This is a genomic window from Dellaglioa sp. BT-FLS60, assembly GCF_054941065.1.
This window is the reverse complement of the sequence record NZ_JBSOLI010000032.1, coordinates 1-19,633: the sequence shown is the minus strand read 5'-3', so window position 1 is coordinate 19,633 and position 19,633 is coordinate 1. Positions and strand designations below refer to the sequence as shown.

Annotated in this window: 19 protein-coding genes, 1 tRNA gene and 1 rRNA gene; 6 read left to right on the top strand and 15 right to left on the bottom strand. The window is 35.8% G+C overall.

Features of this window, described 5'->3' with window-relative positions:
- Positions 1–56: 56 nt before the first annotated feature.
- The 12 genes from ACVQ8P_RS04545 to ACVQ8P_RS04490 form a co-directional block, all read right to left on the bottom strand.
- The gene (locus ACVQ8P_RS04545; RefSeq protein WP_462297783.1) at positions 57–1,280 is read right to left on the bottom strand and encodes a chloride channel protein; all 1,224 of its coding nucleotides are present in this window, start codon (positions 1,278–1,280) and stop codon (positions 57–59) included.
- 150 nt (positions 1,281–1,430) lie between these two features.
- Positions 1,431–1,979 (bottom strand): cysteine hydrolase family protein, encoded by a 549-nt coding sequence (locus ACVQ8P_RS04540; protein ID WP_462297781.1) that lies wholly within the window; start codon positions 1,977–1,979, stop codon positions 1,431–1,433.
- Positions 1,980–2,049: 70 nt separating this feature from the next.
- Positions 2,050–2,904 carry a 4-(cytidine 5'-diphospho)-2-C-methyl-D-erythritol kinase gene (ispE, locus tag ACVQ8P_RS04535; RefSeq protein ID WP_462297780.1) on the bottom strand — a complete coding sequence of 285 codons (855 nt, stop codon included), beginning with the start codon at positions 2,902–2,904 and terminating at the stop codon, positions 2,050–2,052.
- A gap of 118 nt (positions 2,905–3,022) precedes the next feature.
- Positions 3,023–3,259, bottom strand: a complete 237-nt coding sequence (locus ACVQ8P_RS04530) for a Veg family protein (RefSeq protein WP_462297779.1) — start codon at positions 3,257–3,259, stop codon at positions 3,023–3,025.
- A gap of 92 nt (positions 3,260–3,351) precedes the next feature.
- Positions 3,352–4,251, bottom strand: coding sequence for a 16S rRNA (adenine(1518)-N(6)/adenine(1519)-N(6))-dimethyltransferase RsmA (gene rsmA / locus ACVQ8P_RS04525; RefSeq protein ID WP_462297777.1), 900 nt, complete (start codon positions 4,249–4,251; stop codon positions 3,352–3,354).
- Entirely contained in the window at positions 4,244–4,813 is a 570-nt protein-coding gene (gene rnmV / locus ACVQ8P_RS04520) for a ribonuclease M5 (RefSeq protein ID WP_462297776.1), read from the bottom strand. Before rnmV ends, rsmA begins: the two co-directional genes overlap by 8 nt.
- 1 nt (position 4,814) lies before the next feature.
- Positions 4,815–5,585 carry a TatD family hydrolase gene (locus tag ACVQ8P_RS04515; RefSeq protein ID WP_462297775.1) on the bottom strand — a complete coding sequence of 257 codons (771 nt, stop codon included), beginning with the start codon at positions 5,583–5,585 and terminating at the stop codon, positions 4,815–4,817.
- A 77-nt stretch (positions 5,586–5,662) separates the two neighbouring features.
- On the bottom strand, positions 5,663–7,705 hold the full coding sequence (gene metG, locus ACVQ8P_RS04510; protein WP_462297774.1) for a methionine--tRNA ligase: 2,043 nt from the start codon (positions 7,703–7,705) through the stop codon (positions 5,663–5,665).
- Positions 7,706–7,850: 145 nt separating this feature from the next.
- Positions 7,851–8,219: a hypothetical protein gene (locus ACVQ8P_RS04505; protein WP_462297773.1), complete on the bottom strand. Its 369-nt coding sequence runs from the start codon at positions 8,217–8,219 to the stop codon at positions 7,851–7,853.
- On the bottom strand, positions 8,206–8,679 hold the full coding sequence (locus ACVQ8P_RS04500) for an NUDIX domain-containing protein (RefSeq protein WP_462297772.1): 474 nt from the start codon (positions 8,677–8,679) through the stop codon (positions 8,206–8,208). The genes ACVQ8P_RS04505 and ACVQ8P_RS04500 overlap by 14 nt, the downstream gene beginning before the upstream one ends.
- A gap of 2 nt (positions 8,680–8,681) precedes the next feature.
- Positions 8,682–9,656 (bottom strand): IpaB/EvcA family protein, encoded by a 975-nt coding sequence (locus tag ACVQ8P_RS04495; protein WP_462297770.1) that lies wholly within the window; start codon positions 9,654–9,656, stop codon positions 8,682–8,684.
- A gap of 2 nt (positions 9,657–9,658) precedes the next feature.
- Complete coding sequence (locus ACVQ8P_RS04490; RefSeq protein WP_462297769.1) at positions 9,659–10,918, bottom strand: hydroxymethylglutaryl-CoA reductase, degradative; 1,260 nt, start codon at positions 10,916–10,918, stop codon at positions 9,659–9,661.
- A gap of 118 nt (positions 10,919–11,036) precedes the next feature.
- Here ACVQ8P_RS04490 and ACVQ8P_RS04485 point away from each other — a divergent pair, with 118 nt between their 5' ends.
- From ACVQ8P_RS04485 to ACVQ8P_RS04470, 4 genes are all read left to right on the top strand, one after another.
- The gene (locus ACVQ8P_RS04485) at positions 11,037–11,822 is read left to right on the top strand and encodes a transporter substrate-binding domain-containing protein (RefSeq protein ID WP_462297768.1); all 786 of its coding nucleotides are present in this window, start codon (positions 11,037–11,039) and stop codon (positions 11,820–11,822) included.
- Between the two features lie 78 nt (positions 11,823–11,900).
- A complete protein-coding gene (locus tag ACVQ8P_RS04480) occupies positions 11,901–12,602 on the top strand; it encodes an amino acid ABC transporter permease (RefSeq protein ID WP_462297767.1) in 702 nt (233 codons plus the stop codon).
- Between the two features lie 12 nt (positions 12,603–12,614).
- Positions 12,615–13,367 (top strand): amino acid ABC transporter ATP-binding protein, encoded by a 753-nt coding sequence (locus tag ACVQ8P_RS04475; RefSeq protein WP_462297765.1) that lies wholly within the window; start codon positions 12,615–12,617, stop codon positions 13,365–13,367.
- A 169-nt stretch (positions 13,368–13,536) separates the two neighbouring features.
- Positions 13,537–14,691, top strand: a complete 1,155-nt coding sequence (locus tag ACVQ8P_RS04470) for an MFS transporter (protein ID WP_462297764.1) — start codon at positions 13,537–13,539, stop codon at positions 14,689–14,691.
- A gap of 70 nt (positions 14,692–14,761) precedes the next feature.
- Here ACVQ8P_RS04470 and ACVQ8P_RS04465 read toward each other — a convergent pair whose 3' ends face one another.
- Both ACVQ8P_RS04465 and trpS read right to left on the bottom strand, forming a co-directional pair.
- Positions 14,762–15,679, bottom strand: a complete 918-nt coding sequence (locus tag ACVQ8P_RS04465; RefSeq protein ID WP_462297763.1) for a Ppx/GppA phosphatase family protein — start codon at positions 15,677–15,679, stop codon at positions 14,762–14,764.
- Positions 15,680–15,725: 46 nt separating this feature from the next.
- Positions 15,726–16,742, bottom strand: a complete 1,017-nt coding sequence (gene trpS, locus ACVQ8P_RS04460; RefSeq protein WP_462297761.1) for a tryptophan--tRNA ligase — start codon at positions 16,740–16,742, stop codon at positions 15,726–15,728.
- 341 nt (positions 16,743–17,083) lie between these two features.
- Between trpS and helD the strand changes: the two genes are divergently transcribed.
- A complete protein-coding gene (gene helD, locus ACVQ8P_RS04455) occupies positions 17,084–19,327 on the top strand; it encodes an RNA polymerase recycling motor HelD (protein WP_462297759.1) in 2,244 nt (747 codons plus the stop codon).
- Between the two features lie 43 nt (positions 19,328–19,370).
- Positions 19,371–19,443: transfer RNA gene (locus tag ACVQ8P_RS04450), tRNA-Thr, on the top strand.
- A 64-nt stretch (positions 19,444–19,507) separates the two neighbouring features.
- Here the strand turns inward: ACVQ8P_RS04450 and rrf are convergent.
- Positions 19,508–19,623, bottom strand: a 5S ribosomal RNA gene (gene rrf / locus ACVQ8P_RS04445).
- Between the last annotated feature and the right edge of the window lie 10 nt (positions 19,624–19,633).

The window sequence follows — 19,633 nt, the reverse complement described above, 5'->3', positions numbered from 1 at the left end:
GTTACTATCCTCCCAAAAGATTTAAATTTTGTGCTTTATGTTACTTATTTGGGGTATTATCCAATTATTTTTATTTTCTCTAACTTATTTCTAACTTTCCCAGACAAATAACAAGCCACCGCAATCATTGGGAAAAATTGTATCGGAAAAAGAAATAATAATAGTGCCCCTGTAACAATTGGCTGGTTCAAAATAGTTGTCACACTAGCCGCAACGACTATCCCAATAACCAAACCTGGTGTGTAATTAAAAATAGTGATGATTGAAAATCCAATTGCAACACTGGCGAATACAGCTGGAAAGATTTTTCCACCTCGCCAGCCGAAAGCGAAACAGATATTCGTTAATAGCGCTTTGCCTAATGCTAAAAGAATTAAAAATAAGACAGACTCTTTAGCTGCACTACCTGAAAAGCTCAGTAATTGATGTTCTCCGGAAAAAAGTAAATAAGGCGATATCATACCTGATATGCCAATAAGTGCGCCTGCTAAAACAGCTGCTAGCACTTTATTCGTTATTTTTTTAGCAATTCGTTCACTAATATCTTCTATTTTTAAGAATATAATCCCAAAAATCACACCAATAACTAACGCAGGTAAAATTAACCATAACGCTTCTAGTTGCCAATTCACTTTAGCAAAATGTAACCCAAACAAGGCTTCTTTTGGAAATAATCGATTAACACTTGTAAATCCTAATATACCTAGTAAAGTCGTCCAGCCATATAAAATAATTTTAGCCCAATTTTTCCCCGTTGCCTTTTTAGCACTGGCATCTTCTTCAATCGCTTCACCAATACCAAGCAATGGCGCATGAAAAATTGTGGCCATCATCGTTCCTATTCCCAGATTCAAAAATTCTTCTCTTCTTTTAAGTGTCAGCTTCATCTTGTCACCGACCCAACTAATCAACCCACCAAGAATACTTGAAAGTGCAGCTTCTGGTCCAAGACTAGCCCCAAATGCCAACACAATCCATGCTGATAAAATATTTTTTCCAACTCTTTTTTTATATTGGACTGAACCTGTTTCTTTAAATTCACGCAAAGTCTGGTGCATCGTTTTTGGGTAATCGCCTAGATGCTTTTGGAACAATCCCACTAATAGACCACCTATCAACCCTACCGCTAATGGATAGTATGACCACTCTAAATTTCCTGGAATTGTCACCCAAATAAAATGAACAAACATATTTAGGATTACTAAAAATAACGATGCCACTATCCCAACAAATAGGCCTAGTAAGCTACTCATAAAAATAAACATTGAATCGAATTTCATTCTTTATTCCCCTTAATTTTATTACGCTACATATTCATGGTACCCCATTATTCCTATAAAATATAGCGATAAAAGTTGTTCAGCACTTTCGCTTTATCCAAATCAAAAAGGATAACCAAATTAACATCAGTTATCCTTCATTTATCTATATTAGTCTTGAATTTCAGCACCCAGCGATCCTTTAAAATGTGACAATGCCCACTCGTGACCAACTTGATTAAAGCTAGCTGTGGCTTTTTCATGAATCACAATCTTGTAGCCTAAATTATACGCATCAACTGCTGTATGCAACACACAAATATCGGTGCAAACACCCATAAGATGAACGGTATCAATTGAACGTGCCCGTAACCTCATGTCTAAATCCGTACCCGCAAAAGCACTGTATCTCGTTTTATCCATCAGATAAACGTTCGCTTTATTTTTATGCGCCTGATACCAAGGTTCCAGTTGTCCATAAAATTCACGACCTTTTGTGCCCGCAATATTATGTGCCGGGAACAACTGCGTTTCTGGATGAAACGGATCATTCTCATAATGAATATCTGTTGCTAAAACAACATAATCACCTTTTCGTTCAAAGGTATCCATCAATTCCATCACACGAGGCTCAATAGCTTGCGCCGGTTTCCCCGCAGTTAAAGTCCCATCTGTTGCGACAAAATCATTGGTGTAGTCAATTTCAATTAAGGCTTCCATAATTATCCCTCATTTTCAATGATATTTAATGCCTTCAACATAACAAACCACGCTGATTAACACAATTAAATTAACTTAATGGTCTTAAAAGGTAAACTTCTTCACAGAACCCCTTCAGACTATTGTAAACGTGCTGTGCCCGACTTTTTTTACGACAAATAGCAAAAACAGTGGGGCCGGATCCACTCATTTCCGCCGCATCCGCACCGAATTGTACCATTTTCTCTTTTAAACGCGTGATTTCAGGATGACGTTCCGACGTAATTGGTTCAAGTGCATTCCCCAAATTATCGAGTAACGCATCCACGTCATCAGCCTCAATCGCATCTACTATCGCACTCACATTTGGATGCGTCAATCGTGCATAATCAATTTGTTTAATAATAGTTGGTGTCGAAACACTAATTTTTGGTTTTGCAACCACCAGCCAAACTGGTGGTAATCCCTTTAAAATAGCGATTTTTTCACCACGTCCAGTCACATGTGCCGTTTTACTATAGACACAGTAAGGAACGTCAGAATCAATTTTTAAGCCAATCTTGGCCAACTCAGCTAACGATAATTTAAGGTCCCACAATTGATTCAGGGCACGTAACACGGCAGCTGCGTCTGACGACCCACCGCCTAATCCAGCAGCGACTGGAATTTGTTTCTTAATATGTATTTGAGCCCCTTTGTTAACATGAAATTTATCTTGTAAAATTTTTGCTGCTTGGTACGCTAAGTTTCGGTGATCACACGGTAAAAAACCACTATCAGTTTCCACTGTAATGTCCGTTCGATCCTCTAGCGATTTGATATGTAAGTAGTCTGCTAAATCAACTGAAGTCATGACCATTCGCCACTCTTGTTCACCATTTCGATGATCAAACGGCGTATCTAAACTTAGGTTGATTTTGGCTGGGGCTTTTTCACGAATCTCCATGTTTTCACCTAATCCTATATGTCCTTAATTACCTTTAATTATACTAATTATTTCTAAAAATAAAAGCCTCAGTTCAGATGTTCTAAAAACATCCCCACTTAGGCTTTTATACTAATTTTTAATCTTCAAAATCGATTTCAATATTTTTGGTTAGAACGTCAGTGTAGCTGTATGAAACACGTTCAAATGAATTCTCATCTTGGTTTAAATCGACTACAAAAATTGCTGGGAACGTTTCACGTAAAATTCCTTTACGTTCCGTAGTTTTCTTTCTACCGGCTTGAGCGACTACCGTTAGATTCTTTCCGACTTGGGCATCTAGTGTTTCCTTGATGCTGGCTAAAGTTTCTGGCATGATGGGCTTCACCTTCTTATATGAAACATCATAACATAGTTTCACAAGATTTGCAATTATACCACACCGAATGCCGTTAATTCAATAAGAAGTTAATTAAATTTCTCTTCTACTTTGATAAGATTGTTAGATAAAACGATAAATTCATGAATACTAAGTTTTTCAGCACGAATTTGAGCAGAAATTTCTGACGCATCCAAAGCTTCTTGCAATGCTTCGCGAATTTCTGGTGTTTTACCGTAAATTGATTGTAGATTATTCCATAGACTTTTACGACGATGTGCAAAACTCCCCTTAACTAATTTGAAAAAGACCATTTCATTAATTGGGCGTTCAACGTCACCTTCTTTTTGATTCAATACAATAATGGCTGAATCAACATTAGGTTGTGGAATAAAGACCGTTCTTGGCACAACAAAGGCTACTTCTGCATCCATTTCGTATTGAACAGCTACGGTTAATGACCCATATGTGCGGCTACCTGGGTCAGCTGCAATCCGTTCTGCCACTTCTTTTTGCATCATTACAACAATCGTATCTAATTTCACAGCTGTTTCTAGTAAATGCATAATGATTGGCGTTGTAATGTAATAAGGTAAATTAGCCACTAATTTTAAAGGATGTTGGCCATCAAAATGTTCTTCTACCAAAGCAGGTAAATTAGCTTTCAAAATATCTTGTTCCACAATATCAATATTATCATAAGGGCTCAGCGTTTCACCAAGGACAGGAATCAAATTTTGATCGATTTCAATGGCTAAAACCTTGTGAGCACGTCTAGCCAATTGTTCCGTTAATGACCCAATTCCGGGGCCAATTTCGATGACGTCATCTTCAGCCGTAATATCGCCCGCATCGACGATGTTCATTAATATATTTTTATCCGTTAAGAAATTTTGACCCAAACTCTTTTTAAAAGTTAAGCCGTAAGTTTCCATAATTGCTTTGGTTCTAATAGGTGAAGCAATGTCTGGCACGTCATTGTTAGCCATGTGTTTCCTCCGTTGTCTCGTTAATTTCTTTCAATGCATCTGCGAACGCTTCTGGTGAAATTTGAAATAATTTCAACCGGTTATATAATTGTTTGCCATTTGTGTACCCAATTTTTAAATACTCACCTAATTTTTCACGTTTAACTTTGGCACCTGGTCCGGCAATTAAGCCAGCCGTTTGTAAATCTTCCAAGCTAATCAACGTTTCACCGTCAGGCATTTCTGTATACAAATGCGCTAGGGCTTCACGAATTGCTTCAACTGAAGCGTGTTCAACACCTAAACTTCCTTTATGGTCAGGAACAGCTTCACTTTTCTTTAAAAAAGCATGCTGGACGTTTGGCACGCGTGCTGAAATTGTCTTACGAATTTTTTCACCAGAAAAATCAGGGTCAGTAAAGACAATCACGCCCCGCGTATCCTGTAATAATTCAATTTGATCTAATGTTTCATCACTAATAGCCGATCCACGCGTTTCAATCGTATCCGCATTAACAGCTAGATGGATACGTTTTGTATCATCGCGTCCTTCGACCACAATCACTTCTCTAATTTTTTGCATATTATCCTATCCTAAATAGTTTTTCGGCATTTTTAAATGTTGCCGATGCCATATCAACGCTTGAACTTTCTCGAATTTTTGCGACAGCTTCCAAGACATATCTTGTGTACCCTGGTTCATTACGCTGACCTCGATAAGGCTCAGGTGTCAGATATGGCGCATCTGTTTCAATCAAAATTCGATTGATGGGTGTCACTTTAACAGCCTCGTGGACCTCTTTTGCACTATTATAAGTCACAATGCCACTATAAGATAAATGCATCCCTAAGTCTAAGAATTTGTCTGCCCATTCTGCATTACCATTAAAACTATGCATAATCCCACCAATATCTCGAATATCAGCTTCTTTTAAAATAGTATAAACATCCTCAAAAGCATCACGATTATGAATAGAAATGGGTAAGTTTAAACTTTTCGCAATTTCAACTTGCCGTTTAAAGACTTTTTTCTGCGTTTCAACCGGAGAGGTATCCCAATGGTAATCAAGACCCATCTCACCCATTGCGACAACCTTTGGTGTTTGTAACTGTTCTATCAAGACTTTTTCAGTTTCCGGTGTATACGTTTTTGCCTCTTCCGGATGCCAACCGATTATCGAATATAAGTTGGGATACTTTTTTGACAAGTCTAACGATTTTAAAATACTAGGTTGGTCGAATCCAACAATCGCCATTTTAGTGACATCGAAGGCTTGCGCACGTTCCATCACTTCAGGAATCTCCGTTTTAAATTCATCAGCATTAATATGCGTATGTGTATCAAAAATTTCCATAGGATACCTCCTTTCGGTCAGCAAAATGAAGAAGGACTAGAGCAAAACCAAGTTTTGTTTCCAGTCCTATCTTTTATTTAGCCAACAATTGCGCCATTTTTAATCTCTGCATCAACTGTAATTAATTTCAATTTACCATCATATTCCGCAGAAAGAATCATCCCTTGGCTAATTTCGCCTTTCATCTTACGAGGTTTCAAGTTTGCGACAATCACAACTTTCTTACCTAATAAGTCTTCTGGTTCAGGATAAAATTCTGCCACACCAGATAAAATTTGACGATGATCAGGATCGCCAGCATCTAATCTAAATTTTAATAATTTATCGGCATTTTTTACTTTTTCAACTTGGATAATTTCAGCAACTTTCAGTTCATTTGGTTCAAATTGATCAAATGTTGTTTGAGGTAACGTTAAGTTTAAAGTTACGTTTTCAGGATTCCAGTCTGCTGCATCCTCATCGGCAGCAACGTTGTTAACTGCCATTGCCTTACGTCCCTTTTTCTTATCTGAAACAGTCATTTGATCTTTAATGTAGGCAATTTCTTCTTCAACGTCTAAACGTGGGAAAATAGGGGTTCCTTTTTCAACGACTACTCTATTTTCTGGGAAGTCAGAGTAGTTTAACCCTTCAATCGCCATTTCTGCTGTATCTAAGCCAAGTTGCTCGAAAATTTCTTTCGGTGCATGCGTCATAACTGGTTGAATTAGGATCGCAATCACACGCAAACTAGCAGCCAAATGAACCATAACGCTATCAAGTTCAGCTTTACGTGTTTCATCTTTAGCTAAGACCCAGGGTTGCGTTTCATCAATATATTTATTGGTTCTAGCAACTAATTTCCAAATAACATTTAAGCCATCTGAGAATTCCATTTTATCCATTAATTCAGTATATTCAGTAATGACATCTTCAGCCGTTTGACCTAAATCACCATCAAATTCAGTAACATTGCCTGTTAATGCTGGAATTTTACCGGCATCATATTTGTTAATCATCGCAACGGTTCTGTTTAGTAAATTACCTAAATCATTAGCCAAATCAAAGTTCACACGTGAAACGAAATCTTCTGGTGTGAAGACCCCATCGTTACCAAATGGTACAGCACGCATTAAGTAGTAACGGAGTGCATCTAAGCCATAACGTTCAACTAACATCTCAGGATAGATAACGTTCCCTTTTGATTTAGACATTTTGCCATCTTTCATCAATAACCAGCCATGACCAAAAATTTGTTTTGGTAAAGGTAAGTCAAGCGCCATCAAAATAATTGGCCAATAAATCGTATGGAAACGCACGATTTCTTTACCAACCATATGCACATCTGCAGGCCAGAATTTATCGAATAATTCAGTATCATCTGAGCCATAACCTAAGGCTGTAATATAGTTTGCTAAAGCATCAATCCAAACGTAAACAACATGTTTAGGATTACTCTTAACTTTAACGCCCCAATTGAATGTCGTTCTGGACACAGCTAAATCTTCCAAGCCAGGTTTAATAAAATTATTTACCATTTCATTTTTACGTGATTCTGGTTGGATAAAATCAGGATGCTCTTCATAATATTTAAGCAGGCGATCGGCATATTTACCCATTTTAAAGAAATATGATTCTTCCTTAACTAAGGAAACTTCGTGACCACTTGGTGCTTTACCACCAATCATTTTACCAGCATCATCCCGGAAAACTTCAGCCAATTGTGATTCTGTGAAGAATTCTTCATCAGAAACAGAATACCAGCCCTCATACTCACCTAAATAAATATCGCCTTGTTTAAGCAATTTATCGAAGATATATTGTACCGCTTTTTCATGTTGATCATCCGTTGTACGAATGAATTTATCATTTGTAATCTCAAGTGTTTTCCATAATGCTTTAATATCGCTAGCCATACCATCAACATAAGCTTGAGGTGTTGTCCCTAATTCTTCAGCTTTTTGTTCAATCTTCAAACCATGTTCATCTGTTCCCGTTAAGAAGAACACATCATAACCTTTTTGACGTTTATAACGAGCAAGCACATCACAAGCAATTGTTGTGTATGAATTTCCAATGTGTAACTTACCAGATGGATAATAAATTGGTGTTGTTATATAAAATGTGGGTTTTTCTGTCATTTTTAAGACCCTTTCCGTATCGTGTTTCGTTTGTATTTTAACATTCGTTCTGTATAAACTCTCTCATAGTATATCATAGTTTTTAACCGGTTTTAAACAATAAAAAGAGCCAATCCGTGAGTTTCACAGACTGTCTCCCTTGAAATTATCGTGCATATTTTTGGAATTGACGAATAATCATAATTTCTTTTTCGGACAATTGCCCATCTAAAATGGTAATTAAAATTCGCCCAACTCGTCTTGGATCTTGTTTTAAAGCTGTGATGCTGAACGTAATTGCTGACACCATCAAAGTTAATAATAACCCTTCACTTTTTGTAAAAACTGTTCCGAATAACGTAATTGGATCGCCACCGAAAAAACTGACACCACCAAAATAAAACAGAATAAAATCAAAGAACCGTTGGAAATAAGTTAACCATTGCAACCTGTTTTTTAGACGATTTAATCGGGTAAAAATTTCGCTATGTTCCATTATTTTCGCAGCCATCCCTTCGTTATCATTTAATATCAAAGCTAACCAGTTGATTCTCAACAAAGTCCGTCATATATTGATGAGCATCATCTTTTAAAATATAAGGTAAAACAGGAATCAAATCTGGGGTTAAACCGAGGTTTTTGTCATCCAAAGCCCACTCAATTGGAAAATTACTTAAAATTCCTTCACGCATTTTTTGGGGATATTGCGCACCAAATGGTTGCGTTAATGTTATGTGAAATAAAGCAATCGAAGCTTGATAGTCGTGATTCACTGACCATTCAAGATGACCTGTTGGCACACATTGCGCTTCGGTAACTTGCATCCCTGTTTCTTCGAACATTTCACGGAGCATACCTGCCAATTCAGATTCATCTTCTTCACGCTTACCACCAATACCATTCCACAGACCAGCGTATGGCTTTTTTAACCGATTTAACAATAAAATGTCGTCTCCAGCTGTGATGACTGCCAGATTATACTTAGCTAGCGCCACCATTATTCCACAGGCCTAATCAAAAAGCGCATATTAATTGTTTGCATCAATTCTAATACCGTCATATCGTAAGTATGCAAAATAGTCTCTTTGGCATCGGCCTTTTTAGGTACCGTAATAACAAACGCATTTTGCTGGTCATTTTTCTGAATACCAATATATGCAGATGCAAAATTAACATTACTCTTAAATTCAGAATGCATAATATCAAACAATTGGCGAACTTCTAATTTTAATTGACGTTCACTAAAAACGGGGGTTAACGTTGCAAATGTTGTTAAATACATTTTAGGCAGTTTCCAAGCTTCAAGTTGTGCATCGAATGCTTTAAACAACGCAACAGTAGCACGACGCGCTTCAAACGGTGCTCGTAAGTCATGTGCCGTTAAAATTTCTAATAATTTAAGTGCTGCATTAGTTGAAACGGGATAAAATTCTAAAAACTTTTCAGTGATTTGCTCTGAATCTTCATTTTGAAAGAAAACTAAAGCATCCAAAAGTGTGATTAAACGGTACATTCCCCATTCATCTGGGCCCTTACCTTCTTTAGGCTCAGCAGTTACTGTGGCCAAAATCCCTTGGTAGAATAATTCTCTAATATGATCATCAATAAAGCCATTTTCTTCTTGTAATCTGAAAATTGTTGCATGTAAAATAGTGTCGTAAAGTTGCGTAGCTGTGGCGTTGATTTTGTCATCAATATCAAAATCATCCGTCGTCATTTTCAACATAAGTTCAGGCGCTTGATTCAATTGTAGGAAAAAATGAAATAATTCATGTGAAATTAAATAATCTGGTGCCGTAATATCAGTCACATTAATCATAAAATTACCGTCTTCCAATCGAGATTCAACTTGTTCATGTTTAATAAAGCCTACTTTTTCACCACCACATTGAATTTTGATTTCCCCTTTAAACTGTTTCTTAATTTCTGTTATTAAATTCTGTGTATTTTGTTGTAACGTAATCTCAGCCATCTTTAATTATCCCCTTTTTGTCTTAATTCTTTTAATTTTTGTATTGCAATCGCAGTATCCGGTCGTCTTTCATTTTTTAATAGCGTCGTTAATTGTCCCACTTCTTCATTATTAGCGCCAACTTTAACCGCTAACGATTTCAGTTGCAGAGCCATATGTCCTTTTTGAATCCCGTTAGAAACAAGGGCTTTAAGTGCTGCTAAATTTTGCGCTAACCCAACACTCGCAATGACACTAGCTAACTCTTTTGCTGAAGTCACACCCATTATTTTTTTGTTAATCTGAACCATTGGAACGATATCAATTGAGCCACCAACAAATCCAATCGGCATTGGTAATTTAATCGTCCCAACTAGCTTATCGCCAACAATTGCCCATGTCGTCAAGCCTCGATAATGACCATCTTTGCTCGCATAGGCATGTGCGCCTGCTTCAACAGCTCGCCAATCATTGCCAGAACCAATTAACGCCGCATCAATCCCATTCATAATACCTTTATTATGTGTGACAGCACGATATGGGTCAAGTTGCGCCACTCGACTCGCAGTCACCATTTTTTCAGCTAACTGCTCACCACTAATTTCTGCAGAAGCCAATAACGCAAAAGGAATTGAACAACTTGATTCAACTAATGATTCTGTCGCATAATTGGATAAAATACTCATCAAAACGACCTGTTTAAGGTTCATTTTAAGCTCTTCACCGACTGCTTCCATCATCGTATTAACACTATTTGCGCCCATTGCTTCCTGGACATCCACCGCCAAATCAACCGATATTAAATCATCAGCCAGTTGACGTGTCCGTACCCAGCGTGCACCACCACCACGTTTAACAAGGGATGGACGCGCCATGTTCGCAATTTCAATTAAATGTGATTTTTGGCTATCCACCCAATCCATAGTAGTCGTTGCATCATCGACATTTTCCAAAATCACTTGGCCAATCATTAATCGTGAGTCAATTTTTGTCGTAAAACCACCTGCAGACGCAATAATACGCGCACCATTATTACTTGCGGCAATGACGGAAGGTTCTTCCGTTACCATTGGCACAGTCACTTCTTTTTGATCGACCAGATAGTGAAAGGCAATCCCCTCTGGCAAAGTAAAATCGGCGATGTAATTTTCAGTCATTTGATTTCCTAATTCATGATTAAGAGACTGTGCTTCGATTTTATTTTTTTCATCATTTGTAATAACACTACTATTTAATAACGTTTTTAATCTATCTTGCCACTTTTTATTATAAAATTTTATCATTATTTTAGTCCTTTTTGTTATTTTCTACTTTTAGTAAGGAAAATAAATGGTTTCTCAGACTATTTTACGCTATTATAAAGAGATAATATATTACTTTTAAAAAAAGGGGCGTACTAAAATGAAAAAATTATTAAGTCTTGCCAGCGTGTTATTGATTGCTCTTGCTTTAACAGCTTGCGGCAAATCTAAAGACACATCTTCTGATCTAACACAGACTAAAGGCACTTTAACGATTGGACTCGAAGGCACTTACCGTCCTTACAGTTACCATGATAGTAACAATAAGCTAACTGGTTTTGAAGTTGAGCTTGGTAAAGAATTAGCTAACAAGATGGATTTAAAACCTAAATTTGTCGAATCAAAATGGGATTCATTAATCGCCGGTCTCGACGCTAACAAATATGATGTGGTTTTAAACAACGTTGGTATCACAAAAGAACGTCAGGCTAAATACAATTTCACATCACCTTACATTTATTCAAAATCGATTTTAATGGTTAAACAAAATAACACAACTATTAAATCAATTAAAGATATTAAAGGTAAAAAAATGGCGCAAACAGTCACAAGTGAAAATGGTGCAGATGCCAAACGTCTTGGTGCTACAGTTGTGTCAACAGATGATTTTTCAAATACAATTAGTTTAATTTTAGATGGTCGCGCCGATGGTTCCATTAATAGTAACGACGCCGTTTACTCATACTTAAAAGAAAAACCTGGTACAAAAATCAAAACAATCTCAACAGGTTCAGAGATTCCAACCTTAAAAGTTGCTGGCTTAATTCAACAAGACAATCCTAAATTACAAAAGAAATTAAACAAAGCACTTAAAGAATTACGTGCCGACGGTTCATTAACTAAATTATCTAAAAAATATTTTGGTAACGACATCACTAAAAAATAATTCAAAAAAGACTGGTGCAAAATCCATTTTGTCATCAGTCTTTTTTTATTAAACGAGATTAAGAGAGGGTCATCATTCATGAAACTTATTATGGATTCACTCCCAACCATTTTAGAAGCTGGGATTCGTTATACCATCCCTTTGACGATTATTTCATTTGTCATTGGTATCATCATTGCGATTATAACTGCATTAATCCGAATATCAGATATTAAAAAAGGCAGTCTTTTTACAAGAATTTTAAAAGGCATCGGTAAAGCTATCTTTTCATTTTACGTCTGGATTTTCAGAGGAACGCCTTTGATTGTACAATTGTTCATTTTATTTTATGGGTTACCACGGTTACCAGCGCCTTATACCGTTGAATTTGGTGCATTTACTGCTGCCGTTATCGTTTTTTCATTGAACGTTGGCGCATATGCCTCTGAAACAATCCGTGCAGCTATTTTATCAATTTCAAAAGGCCAATGGGAAGCTGGCTATGCCATTGGAATGACGCATACAACCGTGTTACTCCGGGTCATTTTACCACAGGCAGCTCGCGTATCATTACCACCTTTATCAAATAGTTTCATTGGTTTACTAAAAGATACCTCATTGGCTTTCTCGATCACGATTGTCGAAATGTTCTCTGTCGGTCAGCAAATTGCGGCGAGAACCTATGAACCCATGACTTTATACTGTGAAGTTGCGGTCGTCTATTTGATTTTCTGTTCAATTTTGAATATTGGTCAATATTACCTAGAAAAAAGAACATCCCGTTATATTAAAAACGCTTAGGAGGTCTTAACTTTGATTAAATTTGAAAAGGTAAATAAATATTTCGATCAACATAAAGCACTAAAATCATTATCATTCGAATTACCAGAACACGAAACAACCGTCATTGTTGGGCCTTCCGGTTCCGGAAAATCAACATTGTTACGCTCATTCAACCTGTTAGAACAACCTGAAGAAGGGCTCTATTCATTGGATGAAAAGGTCATTGACTTTGCTCAACCAATCAGTGAAAAAACAATTTTGGCAGTCCGTCGTCAAACTGGGATGGTTTTTCAAGACTATAATCTATTTCCCCATTTAACCGTTTTGAAAAACGTCATGGAAGGACCCCTGCACGTTTTAAAGGAACAAAAATTGATTGTTGCGCAACGCGCCGAAGAACTTTTAGAATTAGTTGGTCTCTCAGACCGTGCCAATTACTATCCAAGTCAATTATCTGGTGGGCAGCAGCAACGTGTAGCCATCGCCCGAGCAATGGCCATGAATCCAAAATATTTATTATTTGATGAACCAACTTCTGCGTTAGATCCAGAATTAGAAGCTGAAGTTTTGAAAGTTTTACTCAAATTAGATGCAGAAAAAAAATCAATGATCATCGTGACACATAATATGGCTTTTGCTAAAGCCGTTGCAAATAATATTATCTTTTTAGAAGACGGAAACATTTTGTTTAACGGTTCACCTGATGAATTTTTCAATCATCCCTCAGAACGTATCCAAAAGTTTTTGTCAGCAATGACATTTGAAGATATTTTACCTAAATAAGCATGACTATGGGCCTTAAAAATAAAGCCAAAGAGAAATCTGTTCAACTAACAGGTTTCTTTTTTTATTTAAAATTTAATCTTCTTAAAAAAATATGTTTATCTCATCAAATTTTAATGCTATACTAATTTTTCAAAGACTTTAAATACGGGCAGAAAGGATTATCACTTTGACTCATATAAATAGTAAAACATATTTTTTAAGTTTCTTTTTATACAATCTTGCTCGCGTTTTACCTCACGCAGTCTTAACTGTAATCTTATTAGATAAGGGCATGACAATTGGTAAGATTGCCATTATACAAAGTTTTTTTATGATTGCTGGATTACTTTTTGAATTTCCTTCTGGAATTATAACCGATATTTGGTCTGAAAAAATAATGTATCAATTATCATTAGGTCTACTCGCCATATCATATTTTATTATCATGATTTCATATGATTTTTATTTTCTCTGCTTTTCATGGTTTATCTATGGCATCAGTAACGCCGCAATCAGCGGTTCTTTAGAATCCTATTTTGTCAGGCGTTTCAAAAATGATGAACGTAAAATTAAGTCATTCAATATAAAGTATAATAATATTAATCTTTATAGCGGTCTCATTGGTGGTGGCATGGGATCCTTTATTTATAGTTATTTTTCGGACAATTTATATATAGTGTCATTGGTTATCATTATGATTTCTTTTTTAATTATTTCATTTGGATTTAAAGATAATAAGGCTGAATTTATCGAACGACCCACTTTAAAAGACACCCTAAACGATATAAAAAATTTAAAACATAATAACAAGTTACTATTATATATTCTTAGTTTGGGACTATATCAAATCATTCTCCAACTATTTTTCCAATTCTGGCAAGTTATGTTCTTAGAGAAGTTTTTCAGTAAAAAATATTTTGGTATTATCTATATCGCATTTCAATTAATTGCAATTTTAAGTAATTATATTTTTGAAAGAGTTAATTTAAAAAATAAATACCTATTATTAATAGCATCATTATCCGTTTTATTGCTATTATCCGTATGTATAACTAATAAATTATTATTTGTGATGACAATCATATTATTTTTAATCCCATTCAATCTTTATAATAATCAACTTGTTATTGATATTCAAAAACAAGCTTCCATAAAAAATGTCTCATCGATTATGTCTCTTGCTGGTACCGTTGGCAGTATTGTCTCTATGCTATTTTTATGGAGCATGGGCATTTTAGATACCTTTTATTCATTTAACACGATCGCATTAATTATGATTCTTTTTTTCATGATGACATCTATCTTGCTGATAGTTACCTCAAAAAGATTAACCCATAGCTAACTCTTTTTAGTTATAAAAATGCCCCTAAAGTTTTTCAGCTTTAGGGGCACCAGTAACGACTAATATCTTTTTATTTACCTAATTTAGTTGTTAAATAACCTTCACGCACGCCACTTTCAGAGAAAATGACCCCGACAGAATTCAGATATTGTCCTAAAACAACCACTGGTGCAATTCCACCCACGATAATATCGGCACGGTTAGAAGCTATCCCACTAACCTGTGCACGCTTTTTAGTTGTTAGTCCGACTAAGTCCTCAAAAGTAAGTGAAACAGCCTTACGTGATAATTGATAGCCATTTATCGCTTCTGTGTTAACTAACTTCTGTTTTTTACGATTTAAACGACCGATAATCCGATTTGAACCGCCAAGTAATACAAGTGGTAATTCGATGGCATCCTTTAACCAATCTAATTTTTGAAAAGCCACCATTAAATGTTCCGTCAATCGAAATAATTCTTTACCTGTAATTTGATCATTTTTTAAATATTTTTCAGATAAAGTCACAGCGCCAAACGGCAAACTCACAAGATGGGCTACTTTTCGATCAACGACATGAATAAGTTCACTGCTTGCGCCACCTGTATCCAAAATCAAGCAATCACGAATCGGTAAAGCCTCCATGACACCCATATAGTCATAATAAGCTTCATCATCGCCACTTAGAACTTCAATATCGGCACCAACAGCTTCTTTGATACGACGCAAAAATTCTTTTTGATTTCGAGCCATTCGAACAGCAGCAGTTGCAATTCCATGCACCGCAACTGGTCCATAAACATCATATTGCTTTTTAAAACTAATCAAAGCATCAATCGTCCTGGACATTGCATGCTCTTGCAATACGCGAGATTTCCCCATCCCTTCGGACAATCGCGTTTCCGACTTTAATCGTTTGATTTCTTTAAATTGTCCATTATCAAGTTGTTCATTAATTGATAATCGAACTGAATTTGAACCCAAATCCAATAAAACAAACTTTTCCATTTATAACTCACCTCATACTAAATCGAAGAAACGGTCCACAACAGAACTAGTTAAAATAATTAATCCCAATTGCATTTCTAACTTCGTTCAAGGTTTGATTTGCAACAAAATTAGCTCTATCACTACCAGCTTTTAACATTGCATAAACAGCTTCAGGATCTTTAGCAAATTCAGCACGTCGTTCACGAATAGGTGCCAATTCAGCTTCAAGTACGTCATTTAAATAACGTTTAATTTTAACGTCACCCAAACCACCAGCTTGATATTGTGCCTTAAGATCCGCAATTTTTTTAGTATCTTTACCAAAGATATCGAGGTAAGTAAAAACCATGTTACCTTCAATTTTACCAGGATCTTCAATATGAATATGATCTGGGTCGGTATACATTGACATCACTTTTTTCTTTAATGTTTCAGCATCATCCGCAAGGAAGATTCCATTTCCCAATGATTTACTCATTTTGGCATTACCATCTAAACCGGGTAAACGTCCCTGCCCTTTTGGAGGGAAGACGCCTTCTGGTTCAACCAGAATATCCTGTTGATAAATGGTATTAAAACTTCTCACAATTTCACGTGTTTGTTCAAGCATAGGTTCTTGATCATCACCAACAGGAACAACTGTCGCTTTGAATGCAGTAATATCAGCTGCCTGGCTAACTGGGTAAACAAAGAAACCTGCAGGAATACTGCGTTCAAAATTCTTTTGTTGAATCTCAGCTTTAACCGTAGGATTACGTTCCAAACGAGAAACGGTCACCAAGTTTAAATAGTAGCTTGTTAATTCCGTTAAGGCAGGAATTTGAGATTGTACAAAAATAGTTGATTTGCTGGGATCAATGCCAACAGCTAAATAATCTAAAGCAACTTGAATCAAACTGTTCTTAATTTTCTCCGGATCACGCGCATTATCTGTTAATGCTTGTTGATCAGCAATCATAATAAATGTCTCGTAATCGCCAGAATTTTGCATGTCAACACGATTCTTCAATGAACCAATGTAATGACCAATATGTAACTTACCAGTGGGACGATCTCCCGTTAAAATCACTTTTTTTGTCATATTTATTCTCCCTTTCTATCTATAAAAAAAGTCCTATTGCTAATAAATAACAATAGGACGACTGTCTCGTGGTACCACCTAAATTGCAGAATAAAATTCTGCCACTTACCGATAAGGAGGTTACCCAAAATTCTCATATATCCAATTCAGGTCGCCACCATACCTTTCAGCAAAATCAGTATGTCCCTGTTGTAGTCGGCGTCCCTACTTCGCAATAATCAATGAATTATCTATTAGTATAAGTGTAGCGTGTTCCACCACAAAAATCAAATAATATTAAATACTAGACGAACATTTTAAAAACCTTTAAACTAGGTCAATAGTACAAGGAGGCCATTAAGATGTCAGAAGAAGAAATCGAACAACAAAGAGTTGATTCAGTTGTCGAAGAAATTGAACAACAATCGATTAAAACAGCTGCACTATATGAAAAAGCGCATAAAGAAACATCATCGGTCGAAAAAAATTATGTTGATAATGCAAAAATTAATACATTTGAAATTGATGATCGAATTGAAACAAATGCTGAAGTCCAACAACAAAAACAATTAGTAGCAACAACCATTCAAACTGAAGAAATACTAGAACGACAAGTACACACTTTAGACCAATTAGGCGATTCACCCTATTTTGGTCGCATCGACATTCAAGATGATGGCGATCCAGAACAGGAACAACTCTACATTGGCTTAGCCTCATTAGTAGATGACCACCAAAACTTCTTAATACATGATTGGCGAGCACCCATTTCAAGTATTTACTACAATGGTGCATTGGGTCACGTTTCATATGAAACACCACAAGGTAAACAAATGACAGAACTCTCAAAAAAACGCCAATTTCAAATTAAAGAAGGTCAAATTTTATCAATGTTTGATACTAACGAAACAATTGGTGATGAATTATTGCAACAAGTATTAGGCGAACAAAGCGATGCACAGATGAAAAATATTGTTTCAACCATTCAACAAGAACAAAATACAATCATCCGAGATACCACAAGTGACCTATTAGTCGTACAAGGAGTAGCCGGAAGTGGCAAAACATCCGCCATTTTGCAGCGTATCGCGTTCCTACTTTATCATTCACGAACATCATTGAATGCTGATCAAATTATATTATTTTCTCCAAATCTACTATTTAGTCACTACATTTCAGACGTTCTACCCAGTTTAGGTGAAAAAAATATGCGCCAAGTCACCTTAGCCGAATTTTTCTCAAATCGATTCCAAGGATTAAAAGTTGAAACTTTATTTGAAAACTATGAATCAAATCCAGATCATCAATTAGCTGCTATTAAAGGCAACGAACGATTCAAAGAAACCATTGAAGCTTACCTAAAATCAGTTTCTTCTTCTGATTTAGCTTTCACCGATATTGTTTACGAAGGAACACCATTCTTTGAAAAAAAAGAAATTTCAAACATATTCACACATCTACCACAGAATATGTTATCAGCAGATAAATTTACTGCAACCAAAAATACATTAACCAAACGGTTAAAAGCCAGAATCACTGAAATGTCTGAATCTGACTGGATGCGTGAAGAAATTGATTCATTATCGGATTCCCAATATGAAATGTATTTACTAGATTACGAACGCGATGAATTCGACAATGTAGATAATGAAATTTCATATATTGGTACTATTATACTAAAAGATCGATTTAACATTGTCTATGATGCCATTTACAATAACTACTTTATAGATATCTACGAACAATATGCAAAATTTCTTGAAACGACTATTTCATCGGAAGCAAAAAATACTTTCCAATTAAACCTAGAACTTCATAAAATTACATTGTCAGATGCAGCACCATTATTACTACTACGAGATTTGTTAACAGGAAGTGGCCAGAACAGAAATATTGAGCACCTGTTCATTGATGAAATACAAGATTATTCACCTCTACAACTTTTATATCTAAAAAACTGCTTCCCTAATGCCAAATTAACACTTTTAGGTGACAGTGAACAAGCGTTATTTTATGATTTAGTTTTACCAACCAAGTTTTTAAAAAATTTAAATCGGATTTTACAAATTAAAAAAACAAACTTAATTATTTTAAATAAAAGTTATCGATCAACATTTGAAATTACCAATTTTGCAAAATCATTACTCCCCGATGGAAACAATATTGAATCTTTTACACGTCACGGTGAATTACCAAAAATTTACTTTAGCAAGAATCGACCTACTGCATTAGCATCTTTAATTACATTAATTGAAACTAGTGAAAAAAAGGCTCAACCAGTAGCAATTATTACTAAAAATTTAACAGACTGTAAGCTCCTTTACAATGAACTTAGATCATCAGTAAAACTAACGATGCTTGTAGATGCCGATAGAAATATTCCAGCAACAACAATAATTTTACCTATTTATTTAGCTAAAGGTTTAGAATTTGATTCAGTCGTTGCCTTTGATATTTCAAAAAAAACTTATATATCACAAAGTGATCTTGGAAACCTGTATACTCTTTGTTCACGAGCAATGCATTCATTGTCTATTTTTTCAATTGAAGCGATGTCTCCATTACTAGAAAATTCCATAAATAATTCTAATGTTCTTATTGTTTAAAGATTGATTTTTTTGAAGTATTACTATAAACTTTTATAGTAATGCCGCTTTAGCTCAGCAGGTAGAGCATCACCATGGTAAGGTGGGGGTCGCCGGTTCAAATCCGGCAAGCGGCTTTTTAATATATTTATTTGTACAAAAAAAACACATTAACAATTAAGTTAATGTGTTTTTTATTTAGCATGGCAACGTCCTACCCTCGCAGGGGGCGACCCCCAACTACTCTTGGCGCTAAGAAGCTTAACTTCTGTGTTCGACATGGGAACAGGTGTATCCTTCTTGCTATCGCCACCACACTCTTTTTTT